16 protein-coding genes and 1 pseudogene are annotated in these 16,499 nt (G+C 39.4%); 12 read left to right on the top strand and 5 right to left on the bottom strand.

Features of this window, described 5'->3' with window-relative positions; translation table 11 throughout:
- Positions 1-26 precede the first annotated feature (26 nt).
- Together AAEY99_RS19330 and AAEY99_RS19325 are read right to left on the bottom strand one after the other, a co-directional pair.
- Complete coding sequence (locus tag AAEY99_RS19330) at positions 27-314, bottom strand: hypothetical protein (protein ID WP_101088285.1); 288 nt, start codon at positions 312-314, stop codon at positions 27-29.
- A gap of 441 nt (positions 315-755) precedes the next feature.
- Complete coding sequence (locus AAEY99_RS19325; RefSeq protein WP_351011617.1) at positions 756-1,208, bottom strand: hypothetical protein; 453 nt, start codon at positions 1,206-1,208, stop codon at positions 756-758.
- Between the two features lie 270 nt (positions 1,209-1,478).
- Here AAEY99_RS19325 and ccoN point away from each other — a divergent pair, with 270 nt between their 5' ends.
- From ccoN to ttcA, 11 genes and pseudogenes are all read left to right on the top strand, one after another.
- Entirely contained in the window at positions 1,479-2,906 is a 1,428-nt protein-coding gene (ccoN, locus tag AAEY99_RS19320) for a cytochrome-c oxidase, cbb3-type subunit I (RefSeq protein WP_101088283.1), read from the top strand.
- A gap of 12 nt (positions 2,907-2,918) precedes the next feature.
- Positions 2,919-3,545, top strand: coding sequence for a cytochrome-c oxidase, cbb3-type subunit II (ccoO, locus tag AAEY99_RS19315; protein ID WP_101088282.1), 627 nt, complete (start codon positions 2,919-2,921; stop codon positions 3,543-3,545).
- Between the two features lie 9 nt (positions 3,546-3,554).
- Entirely contained in the window at positions 3,555-3,731 is a 177-nt protein-coding gene (locus AAEY99_RS19310) for a cbb3-type cytochrome oxidase subunit 3 (RefSeq protein WP_011637473.1), read from the top strand.
- Positions 3,732-3,736: 5 nt separating this feature from the next.
- On the top strand, positions 3,737-4,705 hold the full coding sequence (gene ccoP, locus AAEY99_RS19305) for a cytochrome-c oxidase, cbb3-type subunit III (protein ID WP_101088485.1): 969 nt from the start codon (positions 3,737-3,739) through the stop codon (positions 4,703-4,705).
- Positions 4,706-4,821: 116 nt separating this feature from the next.
- On the top strand, positions 4,822-5,301 hold the full coding sequence (locus AAEY99_RS19300; protein WP_101088281.1) for a FixH family protein: 480 nt from the start codon (positions 4,822-4,824) through the stop codon (positions 5,299-5,301).
- Between the two features lie 57 nt (positions 5,302-5,358).
- Complete coding sequence (locus AAEY99_RS19295) at positions 5,359-7,752, top strand: heavy metal translocating P-type ATPase (RefSeq protein WP_351011615.1); 2,394 nt, start codon at positions 5,359-5,361, stop codon at positions 7,750-7,752.
- Positions 7,749-7,928: pseudogene (ccoS, locus tag AAEY99_RS19290) on the top strand (cbb3-type cytochrome oxidase assembly protein CcoS); the annotation flags it as partial. The gene AAEY99_RS19295 and the pseudogene ccoS, both read left to right, overlap by 4 nt.
- Before the next feature lie 140 nt (positions 7,929-8,068).
- On the top strand, positions 8,069-8,758 hold the full coding sequence (locus AAEY99_RS19285; RefSeq protein ID WP_162023117.1) for a sulfite exporter TauE/SafE family protein: 690 nt from the start codon (positions 8,069-8,071) through the stop codon (positions 8,756-8,758).
- A 329-nt stretch (positions 8,759-9,087) separates the two neighbouring features.
- Positions 9,088-9,840 (top strand): electron transport transcriptional regulator EtrA, encoded by a 753-nt coding sequence (gene etrA / locus AAEY99_RS19280; protein WP_101088277.1) that lies wholly within the window; start codon positions 9,088-9,090, stop codon positions 9,838-9,840.
- A gap of 98 nt (positions 9,841-9,938) precedes the next feature.
- A complete protein-coding gene (gene uspE / locus AAEY99_RS19275) occupies positions 9,939-10,868 on the top strand; it encodes a universal stress protein UspE (RefSeq protein ID WP_101088276.1) in 930 nt (309 codons plus the stop codon).
- A 91-nt stretch (positions 10,869-10,959) separates the two neighbouring features.
- Positions 10,960-11,898: a tRNA 2-thiocytidine(32) synthetase TtcA gene (gene ttcA / locus AAEY99_RS19270; RefSeq protein WP_351011613.1), complete on the top strand. Its 939-nt coding sequence runs from the start codon at positions 10,960-10,962 to the stop codon at positions 11,896-11,898.
- Positions 11,899-11,977: 79 nt separating this feature from the next.
- Here ttcA and AAEY99_RS19265 read toward each other — a convergent pair whose 3' ends face one another.
- Both AAEY99_RS19265 and AAEY99_RS19260 read right to left on the bottom strand, forming a co-directional pair.
- On the bottom strand, positions 11,978-12,631 hold the full coding sequence (locus AAEY99_RS19265; protein WP_351011611.1) for a DUF2987 domain-containing protein: 654 nt from the start codon (positions 12,629-12,631) through the stop codon (positions 11,978-11,980).
- Complete coding sequence (locus tag AAEY99_RS19260) at positions 12,624-13,442, bottom strand: glucosaminidase domain-containing protein (RefSeq protein ID WP_351011609.1); 819 nt, start codon at positions 13,440-13,442, stop codon at positions 12,624-12,626. The genes AAEY99_RS19265 and AAEY99_RS19260 overlap by 8 nt, the downstream gene beginning before the upstream one ends.
- Positions 13,443-13,708: 266 nt before the next feature.
- On the opposite strand from AAEY99_RS19260, the gene yvcK reads away from it, so the two are divergent.
- Positions 13,709-14,665: a uridine diphosphate-N-acetylglucosamine-binding protein YvcK gene (gene yvcK / locus AAEY99_RS19255; protein WP_101088272.1), complete on the top strand. Its 957-nt coding sequence runs from the start codon at positions 13,709-13,711 to the stop codon at positions 14,663-14,665.
- 208 nt (positions 14,666-14,873) lie between these two features.
- On the opposite strand, the gene AAEY99_RS19250 is transcribed toward yvcK, so the two are convergent.
- On the bottom strand, positions 14,874-16,067 hold the full coding sequence (locus AAEY99_RS19250; protein WP_351011607.1) for an amino acid aminotransferase: 1,194 nt from the start codon (positions 16,065-16,067) through the stop codon (positions 14,874-14,876).
- Between the last annotated feature and the right edge of the window lie 432 nt (positions 16,068-16,499).

The following is a 16,499-nucleotide window of genomic DNA, read 5'->3' as shown; positions in this document are numbered from 1 at the left end:
GATGCCGATAATGTTATTTATCGGCATCAATCGTAGCGATTTTTAATGATGAGTCTTGGATATGTTGATACTGCAATATCTTGGTCTGTTATTAACTGCTGCATACAATAATCTACTGCTGTAATTGGCTTGCAAGCCTGCTGGCATTGCTTGTTGTGACATGTAGATCTTTTTTGGCAGCTCCATAAACACAATTGCCAAACCGTTTGTTTACTTGCCCTGTCTAGGCACTGTAAGTCTGCAGCACATAAATGACCTGCTTTGATTAATTGGGCCACTTTATCTGCATCGATAGACACATTTATTCTGTTCATGTGTGCTCCTTATTTCACGCTACTCTTTTTCATAACGTTATTGCTCTATTCCCTACTCACCCTGGAAAGATGAATGCTGTAGCTTAATAATACATTAATGAGAATAGTTATCAATTGCATTATAGCTGTTCTAACCACTTCTGTGCTGTTGATCATATATAAGCGCATATAAAGGCTCACTTGAAATGTTTAATCGACAAGTGCTGTTGAGCATTAATGCAATATGATGCCAGTACTAGTCATAAGATTTGAAGTGAAATGAAATATAGACAGTAGGAGTGAAGTTTTTGACGGGATGACACTGAAACTAACCATAATGACTATTAAATAGACCTATTTAAGACCTTTGCTATAGTGAAATGAAATGCCTAAAGCCATTAAATTACCTCTGCCCTAGCCCACAAAGGTATAGTCATCTGCATATATAAGTTAGCGATAACGTTAGTTGTTATCGTTATCGGCTAAGAAATCGTACATTAGTGTACGTGGCTGTTGTTGGTAATCAAATGAAACAAATACTCGCCACACCATATAATTACTGCTGCATGAGCCAAAAATAACTGGACCTTGATAGACATTATCTTTTATTTCGGACAATGAAACTGGGATAATACCCATGAACATTTCGCGACCTTCTATTCTCATTGAAATATTAGTGATCTTTTGATTACTGGAAAGCGTAACTATTAACGGTTTTTCGCTTGGGGTATTGATGGGGTCAATCAGTAAACCGACTTGCAAGTCGGCTACCTTTTTGTAACATTCCCCAACAGAAAACTGACATAACGTTTTATCGATGACTAAATTAGCGTGTTCTTGTGTTTGTGGTTTGTCACAGGCTACTAAAAACATTAACAAAATATTTAAAATGATAATTCGGACAAGTTTGTGCACAATTTTTAACCTTTATAGTTGAGTTAGTAACATTATCTTTCACAGATTGATCTAGATCAACTTTGATGCCTTTTGGTAAGTATCTTTTTTGACTTAGCTCAAGTATCATTACACCGTCTCATGCTAGAGAGAATTAACATGAGGTAACACCTTGACATATGGCATTAAAAACAGCATTAAACAGCTGATTTTATGACCACATGTTAATCTAACTGGTAAAGTTCGCTTTACTAAATATTAAAAGTATAAGTAATAAGCCGTGGAAGCATTATGATGAACCATTCCCAGTCTACAGGCGCTGATTACAACTACACTATTGTCCGCCAATTTGCACTAACCACAGTTTTGTGGGGAATCTTTGGCATGTCAGTGGGTGTATTGATTGCGGCTCAGTTAATCTGGCCACAACTGAACTTCGACACTCCTTGGTTAACGTATAGTCGTTTACGACCATTACACACCAATGCGGTGATTTTCGCGTTCGGAACATCAGCTCTTTTCGCTACATCCTACTATGTTGTGCAACGCACTTGTCAAATCCGTCTCTTTGCGCCCAAATTGGCCGCATTTACGTTCTGGGGTTGGCAAGCCGTTATTATTGCAGCTGCTATCACTTTACCAATGGGTTTTACCCAAGGCAAAGAATATGCAGAATTAGAATGGCCTATCGATATCGCGATTGCGATTATTTGGATTAGCTATGCAATTGTATTCTTTGGCACAATCGCTAAACGAACGACGTCCCACATTTATGTGGCCAACTGGTTCTTTGGTGCCTTTATCATTACTGTTGCAGTACTTCACATTGTTAACTCAATGGCGGTACCAGTAAGCTTATTTAAGTCTTACTCTCTGTACTCCGGTGCAGTCGATGCGATGGTTCAGTGGTGGTACGGTCATAATGCGGTAGGCTTCTTACTTACTGCTGGTTTCTTGGGGATGATGTATTACTTCGTGCCTAAGCAAGCTGGTCGCCCAGTGTATTCGTACCGTTTATCCATTGTCCATTTTTGGGCGTTGATTGCGTTATACATTTGGGCCGGTCCTCACCACTTACATTACACTGCCCTTCCTGACTGGACTCAGTCATTAGGCATGGTAATGTCATTAATTCTATTCGCACCTTCTTGGGGCGGTATGATTAACGGTATTATGACCTTGTCTGGTGCGTGGCATAAGCTTCGTACAGACCCTGTATTACGTTTCTTAGTTGTTTCATTGTCTTTCTACGGTATGTCTACCTTCGAAGGCCCAATGATGGCAATCAAAACAGTTAATGCATTATCTCATTATACTGACTGGACTATTGGTCACGTTCACTCTGGCGCGCTAGGCTGGGTGGCAATGGTGTCTATTGGTTCTTTATATCACTTAATTCCAGTGCTATTTGGTCATGGTCGTATGTACAGCATGAAGCTGGTTAACGTCCATTTCTGGTTAGCGACTATCGGTACTGTTTTATATATCGTTAGTATGTGGATTTCTGGTGTTATGCAAGGTCTTATGTGGCGCGCGGTTAACTCTGATGGAACACTAACTTATAGTTTCGTTGAGAGTTTAGAAGCCTCGTACCCATTCTACTTTGTACGCTTTATTGGTGGTTGTTTCTTCTTAACCGGTATGTTCATTATGGCCTATAACGTTATTCGTACCGTTAAAGCGTCTAAAGATTCATTACCTGCTATTGCAGAAGCTTAAGGAGCAGATTCGATGAAATTTAATCATGAATTAATTGAAAAGAATGTCGGCCTGCTTGCTATCTTCACTGTCATCGCCATTAGTTTTGGTGGTTTGGTGCAGATTACACCACTGATATTTCAGAAAGACACTACCGAAGCCGTTGAAGGTCTTATTCCTTATACTGCTTTACAGATTGAAGGTCGTGACATTTATGTTCGTGAAGGTTGTTACAACTGTCACAGCCAAATGATCCGTCCTTTACGTGCTGAAACAGAACGTTATGGTCATTATTCTGTTGCTGGCGAGTCTGTTTGGGATCACCCTTTCCAATGGGGTTCTAAGCGTACTGGTCCTGATTTAGCCCGTGTTGGCGGACGTTACAGTGATAGGTGGCACGAAGTGCATTTGCTTAATCCTCGTGACGTTGTACCACAGTCAAACATGCCTGGTTTCCCTTGGTTAGCTGAAAATAAGCTAGACGGCGAACTCACTGGTGACAAGATGACTATTCTGCGTAACCTGCACAAAGGCGGTTACAAAGGTAATGATCTTTACACTGATGAAGAAGTTGCTGGCGCTAAAAAAGCGGTTGAAGGCAAGACAGAAATGCAGGCGCTGATCGCTTATTTGCAATCTTTGGGTCACGCACTCAAATAGGAGGCAATAATGGATTACGGTACTTTTCAAGGTATTTTAACCATAGTTGTTATGGTGACTTTTGTAGGGATTTTCTTCTGGGCATACAGTAAGCATAGCAAGTCAAAATTTGACGAAGCGGCTAACTTGGTGTTTACAGAAGATGAACTTGCAAAAATGTCAAAAGACTCGGGAGATCAGAAGTAATGATTATGAGTAACTTCTGGAGCATTTGGATTTCTGTACTGACGATTGTGGTCATTGCTGGTTGTTTTATCCTTCTTAAACTGGTTAATAATAATTACACCGGTGTAGAAGAAGGTAAATCAATGGGCCACAGTTTTGATGGTATTGAAGAACTGAACAACCCACTACCAAAGTGGTGGGCGTACATGTTCTATTTAACCATCGTATTCGGTGTGATCTATTTAGCTCTATATCCAGGCCTAGGTAACTACAAAGGTCTGTTTGGTTGGACAAGTTCAAACCAAAGTATTGGTACTGAAAATGGCATTAAAGCTGACTCAGCTGCAGCGCTTGAAGCAGCAAAATCGGAAAACCGTTTATCTCAGTATGACCGCGAAGTGGCACACGCTGAAGAAAAATACGGTCCAATTTTTGCGGCTTATTTAGCGACACCGTTAGAAGAGTTAGTGAAAGATCCTGAAGCATTGAAGGTGGGCGGACGTTTGTTTTTACAAAACTGCTCACAGTGCCATGGCTCTGACGCTCGCGGTTCTAAAGGCTTCCCTAACCTTACCGATGACGATTGGTTATATGGTGGTGATTTAGCCACTATTAAAACTACTCTGATGAACGGTCGTAACGGCATGATGCCTCCAAAAGGTGGTTTACCTATCGAAGACAGCGAGATTAAAGGTCTAGCTGAATACGTGATTAAACTATCTGGTGGCGAACATGACGAAGCGTTAGCTGCTCAAGGTCAAGGTTCATTTATGAAAGGTTGTTTTGCATGCCATGGTATGGATGCAAAAGGCAACAAGTTCATGGGTTCGCCTAACCTGACTGATAATGTTTGGTTATACGGCGGCAGCCGTGGTGTGATTGCTGAATCTATCATTAATGGCCGTGCAGGTGTTATGCCAGCATGGAAAGACATTCTTGGTGAAGAGAAAGTCCATGTCATTACAGCTTATGTTTATAGCTTATCAAACAAATAGTTACTTATAAGTAACATCTAGGCCTCGATATTATCGAGGCCTTTTTTTTAAGTGATTATTAAGCCATTAAGGGGTAAAATAGCCCCCGAATTATTACCACCATTTTAGGACGAATTATGTCGGATCAACTCCCTTGGTATAAGCAGTTTTGGCCTTGGTTTTTAATCATTTTGCCAATGTGTGCGGTTATCGCTAGTTTAACTACATTAAAGATTGCTTTAGATAATTCTGACTCATTAGTTGCTGAAGATTATTATAAACAAGGCAAAGCCATTAACATGGATTTGCGTAAGATAAAGTACGCTCAACAGATTGGGATGAAATTTTTAGTTACCGTTGCCGATCAAGAATTAAAAATTACTCAACAAGGCGGTCCTGAATATCGTGCGGCATTGAATGTTCAGTTTTATCATCCAACGATTGAAGAAAAAGATTTCAGCCTTAATGCAACTGCCGATGCTAATTATGTTTATCACATCCCATTAGATGCTGCGATTACCGGCCCTTGGGAAGTGCGCATAGAAGGCTTTGATGCTAAATGGCGTATACAACAACGTATTGATATTAAAGATGACGTTGAATATTGGCTAAATTAATAGTAAATCCATTAAGTCTTTGAATGATGACATATTTAATTAAGCTGGTATAAATAGATGACATCTTGCTTTCATTGCAATGAGCCGGTGCTAACGGGTGAACAGTTTACAACCGTGATTAATGGGCAACCACAACCTATGTGTTGCCCAGGTTGTCAGGCGGTTTCACAAGCGATTATGGATGCTGGCTTAAGCAGCTATTATCAATTTCGTAGTGAGCCAGGCAATCGTCAAACTGCTTTGATCCCTGAGCAATTATCGCAGTACAGTGCTTATGATTTACCTGAAGTTCAACAAGACTTTGTTCATAAACAAGGTGCTATTGATTCAACCTCTTTGTCTATCGACGGTATTACCTGCGCTGCTTGTGCGTGGTTAATTGAACATAAACTCAAACCTATTGCTGGAGTCACTAATGTGTTGGTTAACTCAACCACACAACGCGCGTTAGTGAGTTGGGATAGTCAAATTATTCAGCTCAGCGAAATTTTGCAAATTATCAGTAAAATTGGCTATCAAGCGGCACCCTACCAAGTTGATGAGCAAGAAAAACAATCAAAAGCAGACAGTCGTAAATTTTTACTCCGCCTAGGTCTTGCAGGTTTTGCCACCATGCAGGTGATGATGTTTGCCCTCGCCTTATATACTGGATACTTTACCGACCTAGATGTTGAGTTTCGTGATTATTTTCGCTGGGTTAGCTTAATTTTTGCTACTCCAGTGGTATTGTATTCTGCGCAACCCTTTTATTTCAGTGCGCTTCGTAGTCTATTAAGTGGCAAGCTTAATATGGATGTCTCTGTCTCCATCGCGATTTTAGGTGCTTATGTAGCCAGCTGTGTCGCGACAATTCAGGCCAATGGCGAAGTGTATTTTGAATCAGTATCCATGTTTACCTTCTTCTTATTACTTGGCCGTTATTTTGAACAAACAGCCAGACAAAAAGCCTCCGTCAGTTCGAGTAATTTACATAAACTGGTCCCTTTGACCGCACATTTATACCGTGACGGCGAAATTACAGAGATCGCTGCTAAACAGCTCGTCATTGGCGATATTATTTTGGTCAAACCTGGTGAGGTGATTGCAGCAGATGCTGAGGTGGTTGCAGGCCTATCAAGTGTCAATGAAGCGATGTTAACCGGTGAACAAATGCCAATAGGCAAACAGGTATCAGATACTGTGTATGCTGGAACCATTAATGTAGAACAACCTCTTGAGGTTAAAGTCACTGCGTTAGGTCAAGATCAGCTAGTGGCTGAAATTATTCGTTTACAAGAACTAGCATCAAACAACAAGCCGGCAATCGCTTTGGTGGCCGACCGTTTAGCTCGATACTTTTCCGCGACCATATTATCGATAGCAGCAATAACTTATTGTGTTTGGTTATTTATTTCTCCTGATGATGCCTTTTGGATCACCTTGTCGGTATTAGTTGCCACTTGTCCATGTGCCCTAGCCCTTGCTACGCCGACAGCAGTGACATGTGCGACGGCTATTTTTACCAAGTTAGGTGTGATTCCGCGCAAGGCCGGAGTTTTCGAAAAACTGACTAAAATTAATCATGTGGTGTTTGATAAAACGGGAACCTTAACCTGTGGCCATTTATCGATTGGTGAAGTACAAACCTTTGGCAAATATTCTTCAGAGCAAGTCCTATCGATGGCTGCTGCAATTGAACAAGGCTCTTTACACCCCATCGCATTAGCATTTAAGCCCTTTTTTGATAATAAACACTTTGTTGAAAATGTTGACCATCATATTGGATTGGGTATTCGGGCCAGTATCGGCCAACAGCAAGTTTGTATTGGTACGGTACAATTTGTTACCCCAGAGGCAAATATAGCGGCTTCGAAGGCAATAGAAAGTCAGTGGATTTATCTTTCCATCGATAATAATTTGGTCGCTAAAATTGAAATGCTAGATGAGCTAAGAGTTGATAGTTTAGCCACCGTAAATGTCTTAAAGGCAGCTAACATAACACTCAGTATTGCCAGTGGCGACAATTCGGGTCATGTTGAGTTTTTAGCAAGTAAACTTGGTATTTCTGATGTGCATTCAGGTTTATCGCCGCAAGATAAGTTAGCGTTAGTGAATCAATTACAACAACAGGTCAATGTGGCTATGTTTGGCGATGGTATTAATGACGCGCCAGTGCTCGCCGGAGCAAACTTGTCTGTTGCTATGGGAAGTGGCAGTGCTATTGCTAAAAACAGTGCCGACTTAATTTTACTGGGCGATCACTTATCACGTTTTAATGATGCTATCTTTGTCGCTAAGCAAGCTCAGCGAATAATTCATCAAAATTTGTTATGGGCTTTTGCTTATAACATGATTATTTTGCCATTGGCAGTTACTGGGCATGTTGCTCCTTATATTGCTGCGATTGGCATGTCTGTCAGTTCACTTATTGTGGTGAGCAACAGCTTACGCCTTCTTAGGATAAAGTTATGAGTATCATTTACGTATTAATACCTATTGCGATGTTGTTTGTATTGATAGCAGTCTCTATTTTCTTTTGGGCAGTAAAGTCTGAGCAATTTGATGATTTAGATAGACAAAGCGTGTCTATTTTATTCGATGAAGACGAAAACAGCATGAACAAAAAAAGCAGTGCTAAAGCCGACTCTGCTAACGACAGCTCTGCAATTAATGATTTTCCAATTAACAGCTCTCCAATTAACCGTTCTGCTACTACCGATGTTGGCCAACAAAATACAGTTGGTTCTGCTGCTTCATCTACTACTCACACTAAACCAGAGTAAACCCAGTGATTGAATATAATGTTGGTGGTGCATTTATTGTTGGTTTAATGGGCGCTGCACATTGTTTTGGCATGTGCGGTGGATTGATTGGCGCTTTTTCAGCCAATATACCCACCAATGGCCAGACCCGCTTAGGCACTCAACTCACATTTCTGTGTGGCTACAATTTTGGACGTATTTTTAGTTACACAGTAGCGGGTGCGATTGTCGGTGGTAGTGTCTCAGCCCTTGGTCATTTATTTGATGTTGATAGTTATTTAATTTTTTTGCGAATTGTTGCTGGCACCATGATGATTCTTACCGGGCTTTATATTGCTCAGATATGGTTTGGCATTGTACACATTGAAAAAGTCGGCAAAATATTGTGGCGATATTTACAACCACTGACGCGTAAATTCATACCTATTACTCATCCATTGCAAGCTGTTATGGCTGGTATGGTATGGGGTTGGCTCCCCTGCGGCCTTGTGTACAGTACATTAACTTGGTCAGTTGCATCTGGTAGTGCATTACAAGGTGGCTTAATTATGTTTGCGTTTGGTTTAGGGACTTTACCTGCTCTATTCGCTGCAGGATTAGCCGCTAAAACCTTGGCTCAATGGGTACAAAAACGGGCAGTAAGATTATTCAGTGGCGGGCTTTTAGTGTTATTTGGATTGCAAACGCTTTACATCGCTTTTAATCAACTAAACTAGTTTATAACGGTCAAATATGCATTTATTGTCGTTAAGCTAGAGGCTATTTTTAAGCGGCTTCACAGATATTGATCTAAAGATTTTTATGTTTAAAATCAATGGTTATAAGTTAAGCTGTTAAGTATGTATAATCATTTTTAAATACATTTTACTGACAAACTTTGGTATCTACAGTGTGTTGAAACGAAGTGAGTTACAACTGTGTTTTAAAATGCCATGATTGCAGCGTCCATTCTCTTCATATAGTAAGTGCGACTCTGATGTTGAAGAGTACCTTATTAATGCAGAATGGTATAACATAGTAACGTCTTCATAAATTGAGATTGGGTATGCCTTCAGATTTGATTAAAGCTCGACGTCCATCTACTACCGGTTGCGCCATTCATTGTCACGACTGCAGTATGGAAGCCCTGTGTATCCCTTTTACGTTAAACAATGATGAGCTTGATAAACTCGACAGCATTATTGAACGTAAAAAACCCATTCAAAAAGGTGACCTTATCTTCAAGTCCGGTGACGTGCTTAAGTCATTGTATGCAATTCGCTCCGGTACAATCAAAAGTTATACCATTACTGAGCAAGGTGATGAGCAAATTACTGGATTCCATTTGGCCGGTGACGTCATTGGTTTTGATGGTATTCATGCACAACGTCATCAAAGCTTTGCCCAAGCCTTAGAAACCTCAATGGTCTGTGAAATCCCCTATGAAACTTTAGATGATTTATCTGGATCTATGCCTAAGCTACGCCAGCAAATTATGCGTTTAATGAGCAATGAAATTATGAGTGATCAAGAGATGATCCTATTGCTTTCAAAGAAAAATGCTGAAGAACGTTTAGCTGCATTTATTAATAACCTGGCTAATCGCTTTGGTAATAGAGGTTTCTCGCCTCATGAATTTCGTCTGACAATGACTCGTGGTGATATCGGCAACTATTTAGGCTTAACAGTTGAGACAATTAGCCGTTTATTAGGTCGGTTTCAAAAGTCTGGTTTAATTGAGGTTAAGGGTAAGTATATTTCTATTATCGATCACTCATCGTTAAGTACCCTTGCTGGAAATGCTCGCATCGCCACTTAAATTTGATATATATGATCTATCTCAAAGTTTATTTATTAGCAAACGGTAATACTATCAATAGGTAATGTAAATAAGAACTCAACAGCTTTGGAGGTTATATGAAGGATTATAAAAAGATATTAGTGGTGATTAATCCTACAACGGATCATCAACCCGCATTGGCACGTGCTGTTGAATTAGCGTCAAAAAGTCAGGCAGAGATAACTGCATTTTTATCCATTTTTGACTTCTCATATGAAATGACTTCAATTTTGTCCAGTCAAGAACGTGAAGCGATGCGCCAAGGTGTTATTGATCAACGTGTCGCTTGGTTAGAAAATGCCATAGATGGTTTTAGTAAATTCAATATAAAAATTAATACCGAAGTTGTGTGGCATAACCGCCCTTTCGAAAGTGTGATTAATCATGCGATGAAAGGCAATTATGATTTAATTGTTAAAAGCACTCACGTACACGACAAATTAAAAGCTGTAATTTTTACACCTACAGATTGGCATTTAATGCGTAAATCTCCGGTTCCTGTTTTATTAGTCAAAGAACACGATTGGCCAGTGGCTGGAAAAATTGTTTGTGCGGTTAATGTGGTGAGTGAAGATGAAGATCATCAAACGCTTAATGGCAAAATCATTAATCATGCACTCGATTTAGCCAAAAAATTCTCTGCTAGTGTTCATTTAGTCAATGGTTACCCTGGTACGCCAGTAAATTTAGCCATTGAATTACCCGACTTTGATGCCAATGTGTATAACAACACAGTGCGGATGCAACATGAGCAACGAGTACAATATTTAGCTCAAGCCTATAATATTCCGCTTGAAAATTGCCATGTTGAAGAAGGTTTGCCTGAAGATGTGATTCCAGAAATGGCGACAAAATTAGATGCAGAATTAGTGGTCCTTGGTACAGTTGGTCGCACTGGTTTTTCAGCGGCATTAATTGGTAATACTGCTGAACATGTCATCGACAGCATTAATTGCGATTTGTTAGCGATTAAACCTGATGGGTATAAATCACCTTTAGAAGATTAGTCTCCAATAGAATAGGTTAACTACTTTACCCTGACCTCGAATACTGGAATAATACGCGCCCTGAAACACTTGGTTACTGGGCGCATTTTTTATGTCTGAAGTTGATCCAATCGCTAAACAAAATATTACTCGTATGAATAAACTGCAAAAGCGTCTACGACATGAAGTCGGTTCAGCCATTGCAGACTACAATATGATCGAAGATGGTGATCGTGTTATGTGCTGCCTTTCCGGCGGCAAAGACAGCTACACCATGCTGGATATTTTATTAACCCTTCAACAACGTGCCCCTATCAAATTTGAAATTGTGGCCGTTAACCTAGACCAAAAGCAACCAGGTTTTCCTGAGCATGTGCTGCCTGCTTACTTAGATAAGTTAGGCGTGGCTTATCATATTCTCGAAAAAGATACCTACTCTATCGTTAAAGAAAAGATACCTGAAGGCAAAACGACATGTTCACTTTGCTCTCGTTTACGTCGTGGTACTCTTTATGGATTTGCCCAACATATTGGCGCCACAAAAATTGCTTTAGGTCATCATCGCGACGATATTATTGAAACCATGTTTTTGAATATGTTTTATGCTGGCAAACAAAAAGCCATGCCGCCTAAACTATTGTCTGATGACGGAGCCAATATGGTCATTCGTCCATTGGCCTATTGCCGTGAGAAAGATATTGAAGAATATTCGACCCTAAAATCATTTCCTATTATTCCTTGTAACTTATGTGGCTCACAAGAAAATTTAAAACGTGGCGCAGTTAAAGACATGTTACAAATGTGGGATAAGCAACATCCTGGGCGTATTGAAACTATTTTTACTGCAATGCAAAATACCTCACCATCACAAGGTGTTGATCGCGAACATTTTGATTTTAAATCATTAAAGCGTAACCCAGATGCCGTAAATACTGGTGACGTAGCTGATGCCGACTTACCTGCTTTTGATTTTGTCGATATCAGTAATAATGGTCACATCAATTTAGACATTAGTAATCGAATCGATGTGGTGGCGACATTTAAGCCATAATAAATAGACTAGCTGTTAATAGATAAACAAAAGGCGTTGATATCAACGCCTTTCTTTTATTATTTATCCCGAGTTCAGATTACTGGGTTACGAGAGGACTCACAACACTGGGTTTGTGGGTAAATGAAATGTTTTTTATCTGATTGATTTGTTCGAGTGTTAAAGTGTATTTTTCGCCAGCTATTGATTCTACATTATCAACAACAACCTTAACTGTTATGCCATCTGCTTGTATTTCAGCAAACTCAAACGTGAGTCCATTAATCGGTTTTCTAAAATACTTCATTGGAAAACCTTGTAATCCATCAAGTAATTTATTCATGTCATCGGTTAATGCTAATAGTTCTGTTTGAGTAAAATGTTGTTTAGTTTCTTTAGCGCGAACTTGCATGGCAATCCCACACTGTGCTGCATCACCCACCACATTAATATTGACTAAGCCGCGGTCTGATTTCAGCTGTGGATCGTAAGGAATAAATAAACGTTGTTGTTTAGTATATGTTAACGGGAACTGTTCTTTTTCAGTGGTAATACTGCCTGACCCTATGATGCAATCAGGTGTGATAGGAACACTAAAGGCTAGCTCAACTAAAGGATAGTTTTGCTTATTCACTTGCTTTAATCGATCATAAAAGCCGTTGTACTCTAAAGAAACCGTTTCAGCAAAACTGCTATTCACTATAAAAATAGTCGATATAAAAATAAATCCGTTAAGTAGCGTACGATTACGCATTAGCTTTGTTCCCTTGTAAATATGGCTTATTGTGTTTAAGCATTTCGAGGAGTTCATCAATGTACTCATCTTTTCGTTCTGAATAATTCATTAACCCATAAACCAATTTCTCGGCTGTTGGTTTAACTTTTTGAGCCCGTAAATCGGCACGAATAGAACGAAATAAACGATACGCGGAATTGGTGTTTAAATTGATCATGTAAGCAATAATGGAATCTTTGGGTGAATCAAATACTGCAACCTCATGAATTTTTCCATCAGCTCGCGCTAATGGCACTAAACCACAGCCTTCAATAAAACACCATTGACCAAAGAAGTTAAACCCGTCGACAGCAAAACGTGAACTGCCCCAACCACTTTCATTGGCAGCTTGAACTAATACCATATCAACCGGAATAATATCGATACGCTTTAATAATGGCATTAAGGTTATGCGAGTAATTGCTTTAACATCATATTGATATTTTTCAAGAATGGTTGTTAGCCTATCACTATCATTTTCACTCAGTCCTAAGCCATTATCAATTTGCTCAATAACAGCCAGTAAAAATTGACGATCGTGAATAATAATCTGATTTTGTGCTTTAATGGCCGGACGTAAAAAATCAAAAAATATTTGCTTTTTAGTGGCAATATCTTTTATTTCAGCAAATAACGGCACCTTACCTAGATCAATATTATTCAGCTGACGTTCACCAGGTGCTACAGATATCTGGCTAGTGTTAGGAAAAATAAAGAGTCGCATCGCCAACAAAGCAACAACGGCTAAGCCTAACGCAAAAGTCACTTGACCCACATTGCCTATCTTCAACAGTACCTGCCTTATCAAAAATTCATTTCAACTTATAAATCCCGCTAATTATAACCTTAATAAACGATAGGATACAGTAAACCACTTTTGTAGAGTCTGTGCTTATCCGTTATTGATCACGATACGTTAAGTCAGCGTCTACAAAAACTAAAATTAATTACACTTTAATGACCATATCCAGTTAAAATCATTATACGTGTTTACGGGGCAGTCATTTATGACTGTGAATCGTCTTATTCAACAACTCAAGGATTTGAGAACACATTATGTTGAATCAAAAGTTCAATAATTATCATCATGTGGTAGCCATCGGTGGCGGGCATGGATTAGGCAGAATTCTTGCCTCATTATCTTTTTTAGGTCCGAGATTAACGGGAATTGTTGCAACGACTGATAATGGTGGTTCTACTGGTAGGCTTAGGCAAGATCAACAAACTATTGCTTGGGGGGATTTACGTAATTGTCTTTCCCATCTTGCACATCGTCCATCGTTAGGTTCAATGTTATTTGATCATCGTTTTACGGGTGACAATGAACTTTCGGGGCATAATTTAGGTAACGTAGTATTACACGCACTTGATCAACTTTGTGTAAGACCACTTGAAGCGGTTAACTTAATTCGTGGCTTACTTAAAATTGAGACACAAATTATTCCAATGTCGGAAGCTTCTACTCATCTTGTGGCACTTACCCACTGTGGTAATAAAGTGTTTGGTGAACTTAATGTCGATGGCATGAAGGAAGCGCCGATTGCATTATCATTAGAACCTGAAGTTGAAGCGACATTAGAGGCTTGTAGTGCACTAGCAAATGCTGATTTAATTATTATCGGCCCAGGGAGTTTTTTAACCAGTATACTTCCTCCTTTATTGCTGCCACAAATAGCCAAGAGCATTCGTGAGTCGAATGCACATGTTATGTTAATTGATAATTTAACCGCTGAGTATTCACCTGCAAGCACGTTTAGTATTGAAGATAAAATTGCTTGGTTTAACCAGGTAATAGGCAAAGAAGTGATTGCTGATGTTATTCAGCATGGAAATGAAATTAAGTTGTCTCATTCCAACATTAACGGTGTTCGTTTTAATCACTTTCCATTAATCAGCCAACATCATCCAGGGTTACATGACAAAACAGCATTAGCAGAAGCGATTAGCCAAGTTTGTGACTTACACCTTAAGCCGATTGATTTGGCTGAATACCGTCATTGCAATATGACATAAAACTTATCGATATTGGCTATAGTCATATCGAAGCTCATAGTGTTTAATATTCGTTATGAATTCTGTTGATGGAGCATACTGCTCGCAGAAGTGATTTGATGGAGTTAAACATTTGGCTAACGTGCAACTTTGTGAAATATGAAAATTGAAATGGTCAACACAAAAATGGCTGCATAATGCAGCCATTTTTATATCCCAATAGCTAAGACTAAATCACTTGAGCTATGGCTTTACACACCGCTGGGATATTATTTTTCGTTAACCCAGCCACACTAATACGACCCGAGCCGACAATGTAAATAGCGAACTCATCTTTTAAACGAGCAACTTGGCTTTTGTTCAGACCAGAAAAACTAAACATACCGTTTTGACGAGAGATGAAGCTGAAATCTTGTTCGACACCTTCAGCTTTTAGACTTTCGACAAATAAACTGCGCATTTCAGCAATGCGTTCACGCATTAGCGTCAATTCTATTTCCCATTCTTGGCGCAGTGCAGCATCCGCTAAAATGGTACTTACAATCAATCCGCCATGTGCCGGAGGATTAGAATAATTTGCGCGGATAGTTTTTTTAATTTGGCTAAAGCTTTTTACTGCATCATCTTGATTTTCAGCAACGATGGTTACCGCACCGACGCGTTCGTTATATAAACCGAAGTTTTTAGAAAAAGAGTTTGCAATTAATAACTCTGGTACTACAGCAGCAACTGTACGTAGACCTTGTGCATCTTCATCTAGACCAGCACCAAAACCTTGGTAAGCAAAATCAAATAACGGTAACAATGATTTTTCTAAACAAACCTTGGCGACGAGTGTCCATTGTTCAATCGATAAATCGATACCCGTTGGGTTATGACAGCAACCATGAAGTAAAACCACATCACCGGCATCCGCATTGGCTAAATCAACTAACATTGAATCGAAATCCATATCGTGTGTTTCAGCTTTGTAATAACGGTATTCTTTAACGGTTAATCCTGCGGTTTCAAAAATATTCTGGTGATTAGCCCAAGTAGGATTACTAACCCAAATGGTTGTTGATTTGGTATTTCGGACTAGAAACTCTGATGCAACCCGTAGTGCCCCAGTTCCACCGGGTGCTTGAGCTGTTACAGCTCGTTTATCCGATATAATTTGGCTCTCAGGCCCAAAGAGTAATTCTTGAACCACTTGATTGTAAGCTTGTACACCTTCAATACCGAGGTAATTCTTGGTCTTTTCGGTTTCAAGTAAAATTGCTTCAGCTTTTTTTACAGAAGATAATATCGGCGTTTGCCCTGCTTCATCTTTATAAATGCCGACACCTAAGTTGACTTTGTGTGAGCGAGTATCTGCTTTGAAAGCATCTGTTAAGCCTAAGATCGGGTCTGCTGGCGCAAGCGTGACATGAGAAAAGATCATTACAACTATCCTAAGTGAGGTGAAGAGACTAATTTTGTTTAGTTATACCATTGTATGCCGACAGTGAGTAGTGAGATTTTTAATAGTTGAGATAATTTTATAATAAAGTGAACATTCCTCAAATTTATGTACACGATAATGGTTATTTCGTTAGTTATCCTGTCACTTCCTGCCATTAGTATTATCTCCCCACCAGAACAGGGAACACTACTCTGACTGCTAATTGCTTTTTATTTGGTGAGTAACCTTAGATTCATTTTTAATAGCTAAGTGATTTAGCGTTACTTCTGTCAGAAGATAGTAAAATGAAAGTTTCGATATGATATGGATGACTATCAGATAATATCTTTTTCTGTAGTTAACCTGAGATCGGTTTAAGCCATAACAACAATAGCGCCAAACTCAGCATTCGTAATATTGAGTTGTGGCTTA

This window comes from Shewanella sp. S1-58-MNA-CIBAN-0166, assembly GCF_040310085.1.
In the GTDB taxonomy this organism is placed as follows: domain Bacteria; phylum Pseudomonadota; class Gammaproteobacteria; order Enterobacterales; family Shewanellaceae; genus Shewanella.
This window is presented reverse-complemented; position numbering and strand designations above follow the sequence as displayed.

Coding starts and splice junctions, on each gene's coding strand:
- AAEY99_RS19330 (WP_101088285.1), bottom strand. CDS start 314: ATGAACAGAATAAATGTGTCTATCGATGCAGATAAAGTGGCCCAATTA.
- ccoN (WP_101088283.1), top strand. CDS start 1,479: ATGATGAACCATTCCCAGTCTACAGGCGCTGATTACAACTACACTATT.
- ccoO (WP_101088282.1), top strand. CDS start 2,919: ATGAAATTTAATCATGAATTAATTGAAAAGAATGTCGGCCTGCTTGCT.
- AAEY99_RS19310 (WP_011637473.1), top strand. CDS start 3,555: ATGGATTACGGTACTTTTCAAGGTATTTTAACCATAGTTGTTATGGTG.
- ccoP (WP_101088485.1), top strand. CDS start 3,737: ATGAGTAACTTCTGGAGCATTTGGATTTCTGTACTGACGATTGTGGTC.
- AAEY99_RS19300 (WP_101088281.1), top strand. CDS start 4,822: ATGTCGGATCAACTCCCTTGGTATAAGCAGTTTTGGCCTTGGTTTTTA.
- AAEY99_RS19295 (WP_351011615.1), top strand. CDS start 5,359: ATGACATCTTGCTTTCATTGCAATGAGCCGGTGCTAACGGGTGAACAG.
- etrA (WP_101088277.1), top strand. CDS start 9,088: ATGCCTTCAGATTTGATTAAAGCTCGACGTCCATCTACTACCGGTTGC.
- uspE (WP_101088276.1), top strand. CDS start 9,939: ATGAAGGATTATAAAAAGATATTAGTGGTGATTAATCCTACAACGGAT.
- ttcA (WP_351011613.1), top strand. CDS start 10,960: ATGTCTGAAGTTGATCCAATCGCTAAACAAAATATTACTCGTATGAAT.
- AAEY99_RS19265 (WP_351011611.1), bottom strand. CDS start 12,631: ATGCGTAATCGTACGCTACTTAACGGATTTATTTTTATATCGACTATT.
- yvcK (WP_101088272.1), top strand. CDS start 13,709: ATGTTGAATCAAAAGTTCAATAATTATCATCATGTGGTAGCCATCGGT.
- AAEY99_RS19250 (WP_351011607.1), bottom strand. CDS start 16,067: ATGATCTTTTCTCATGTCACGCTTGCGCCAGCAGACCCGATCTTAGGC.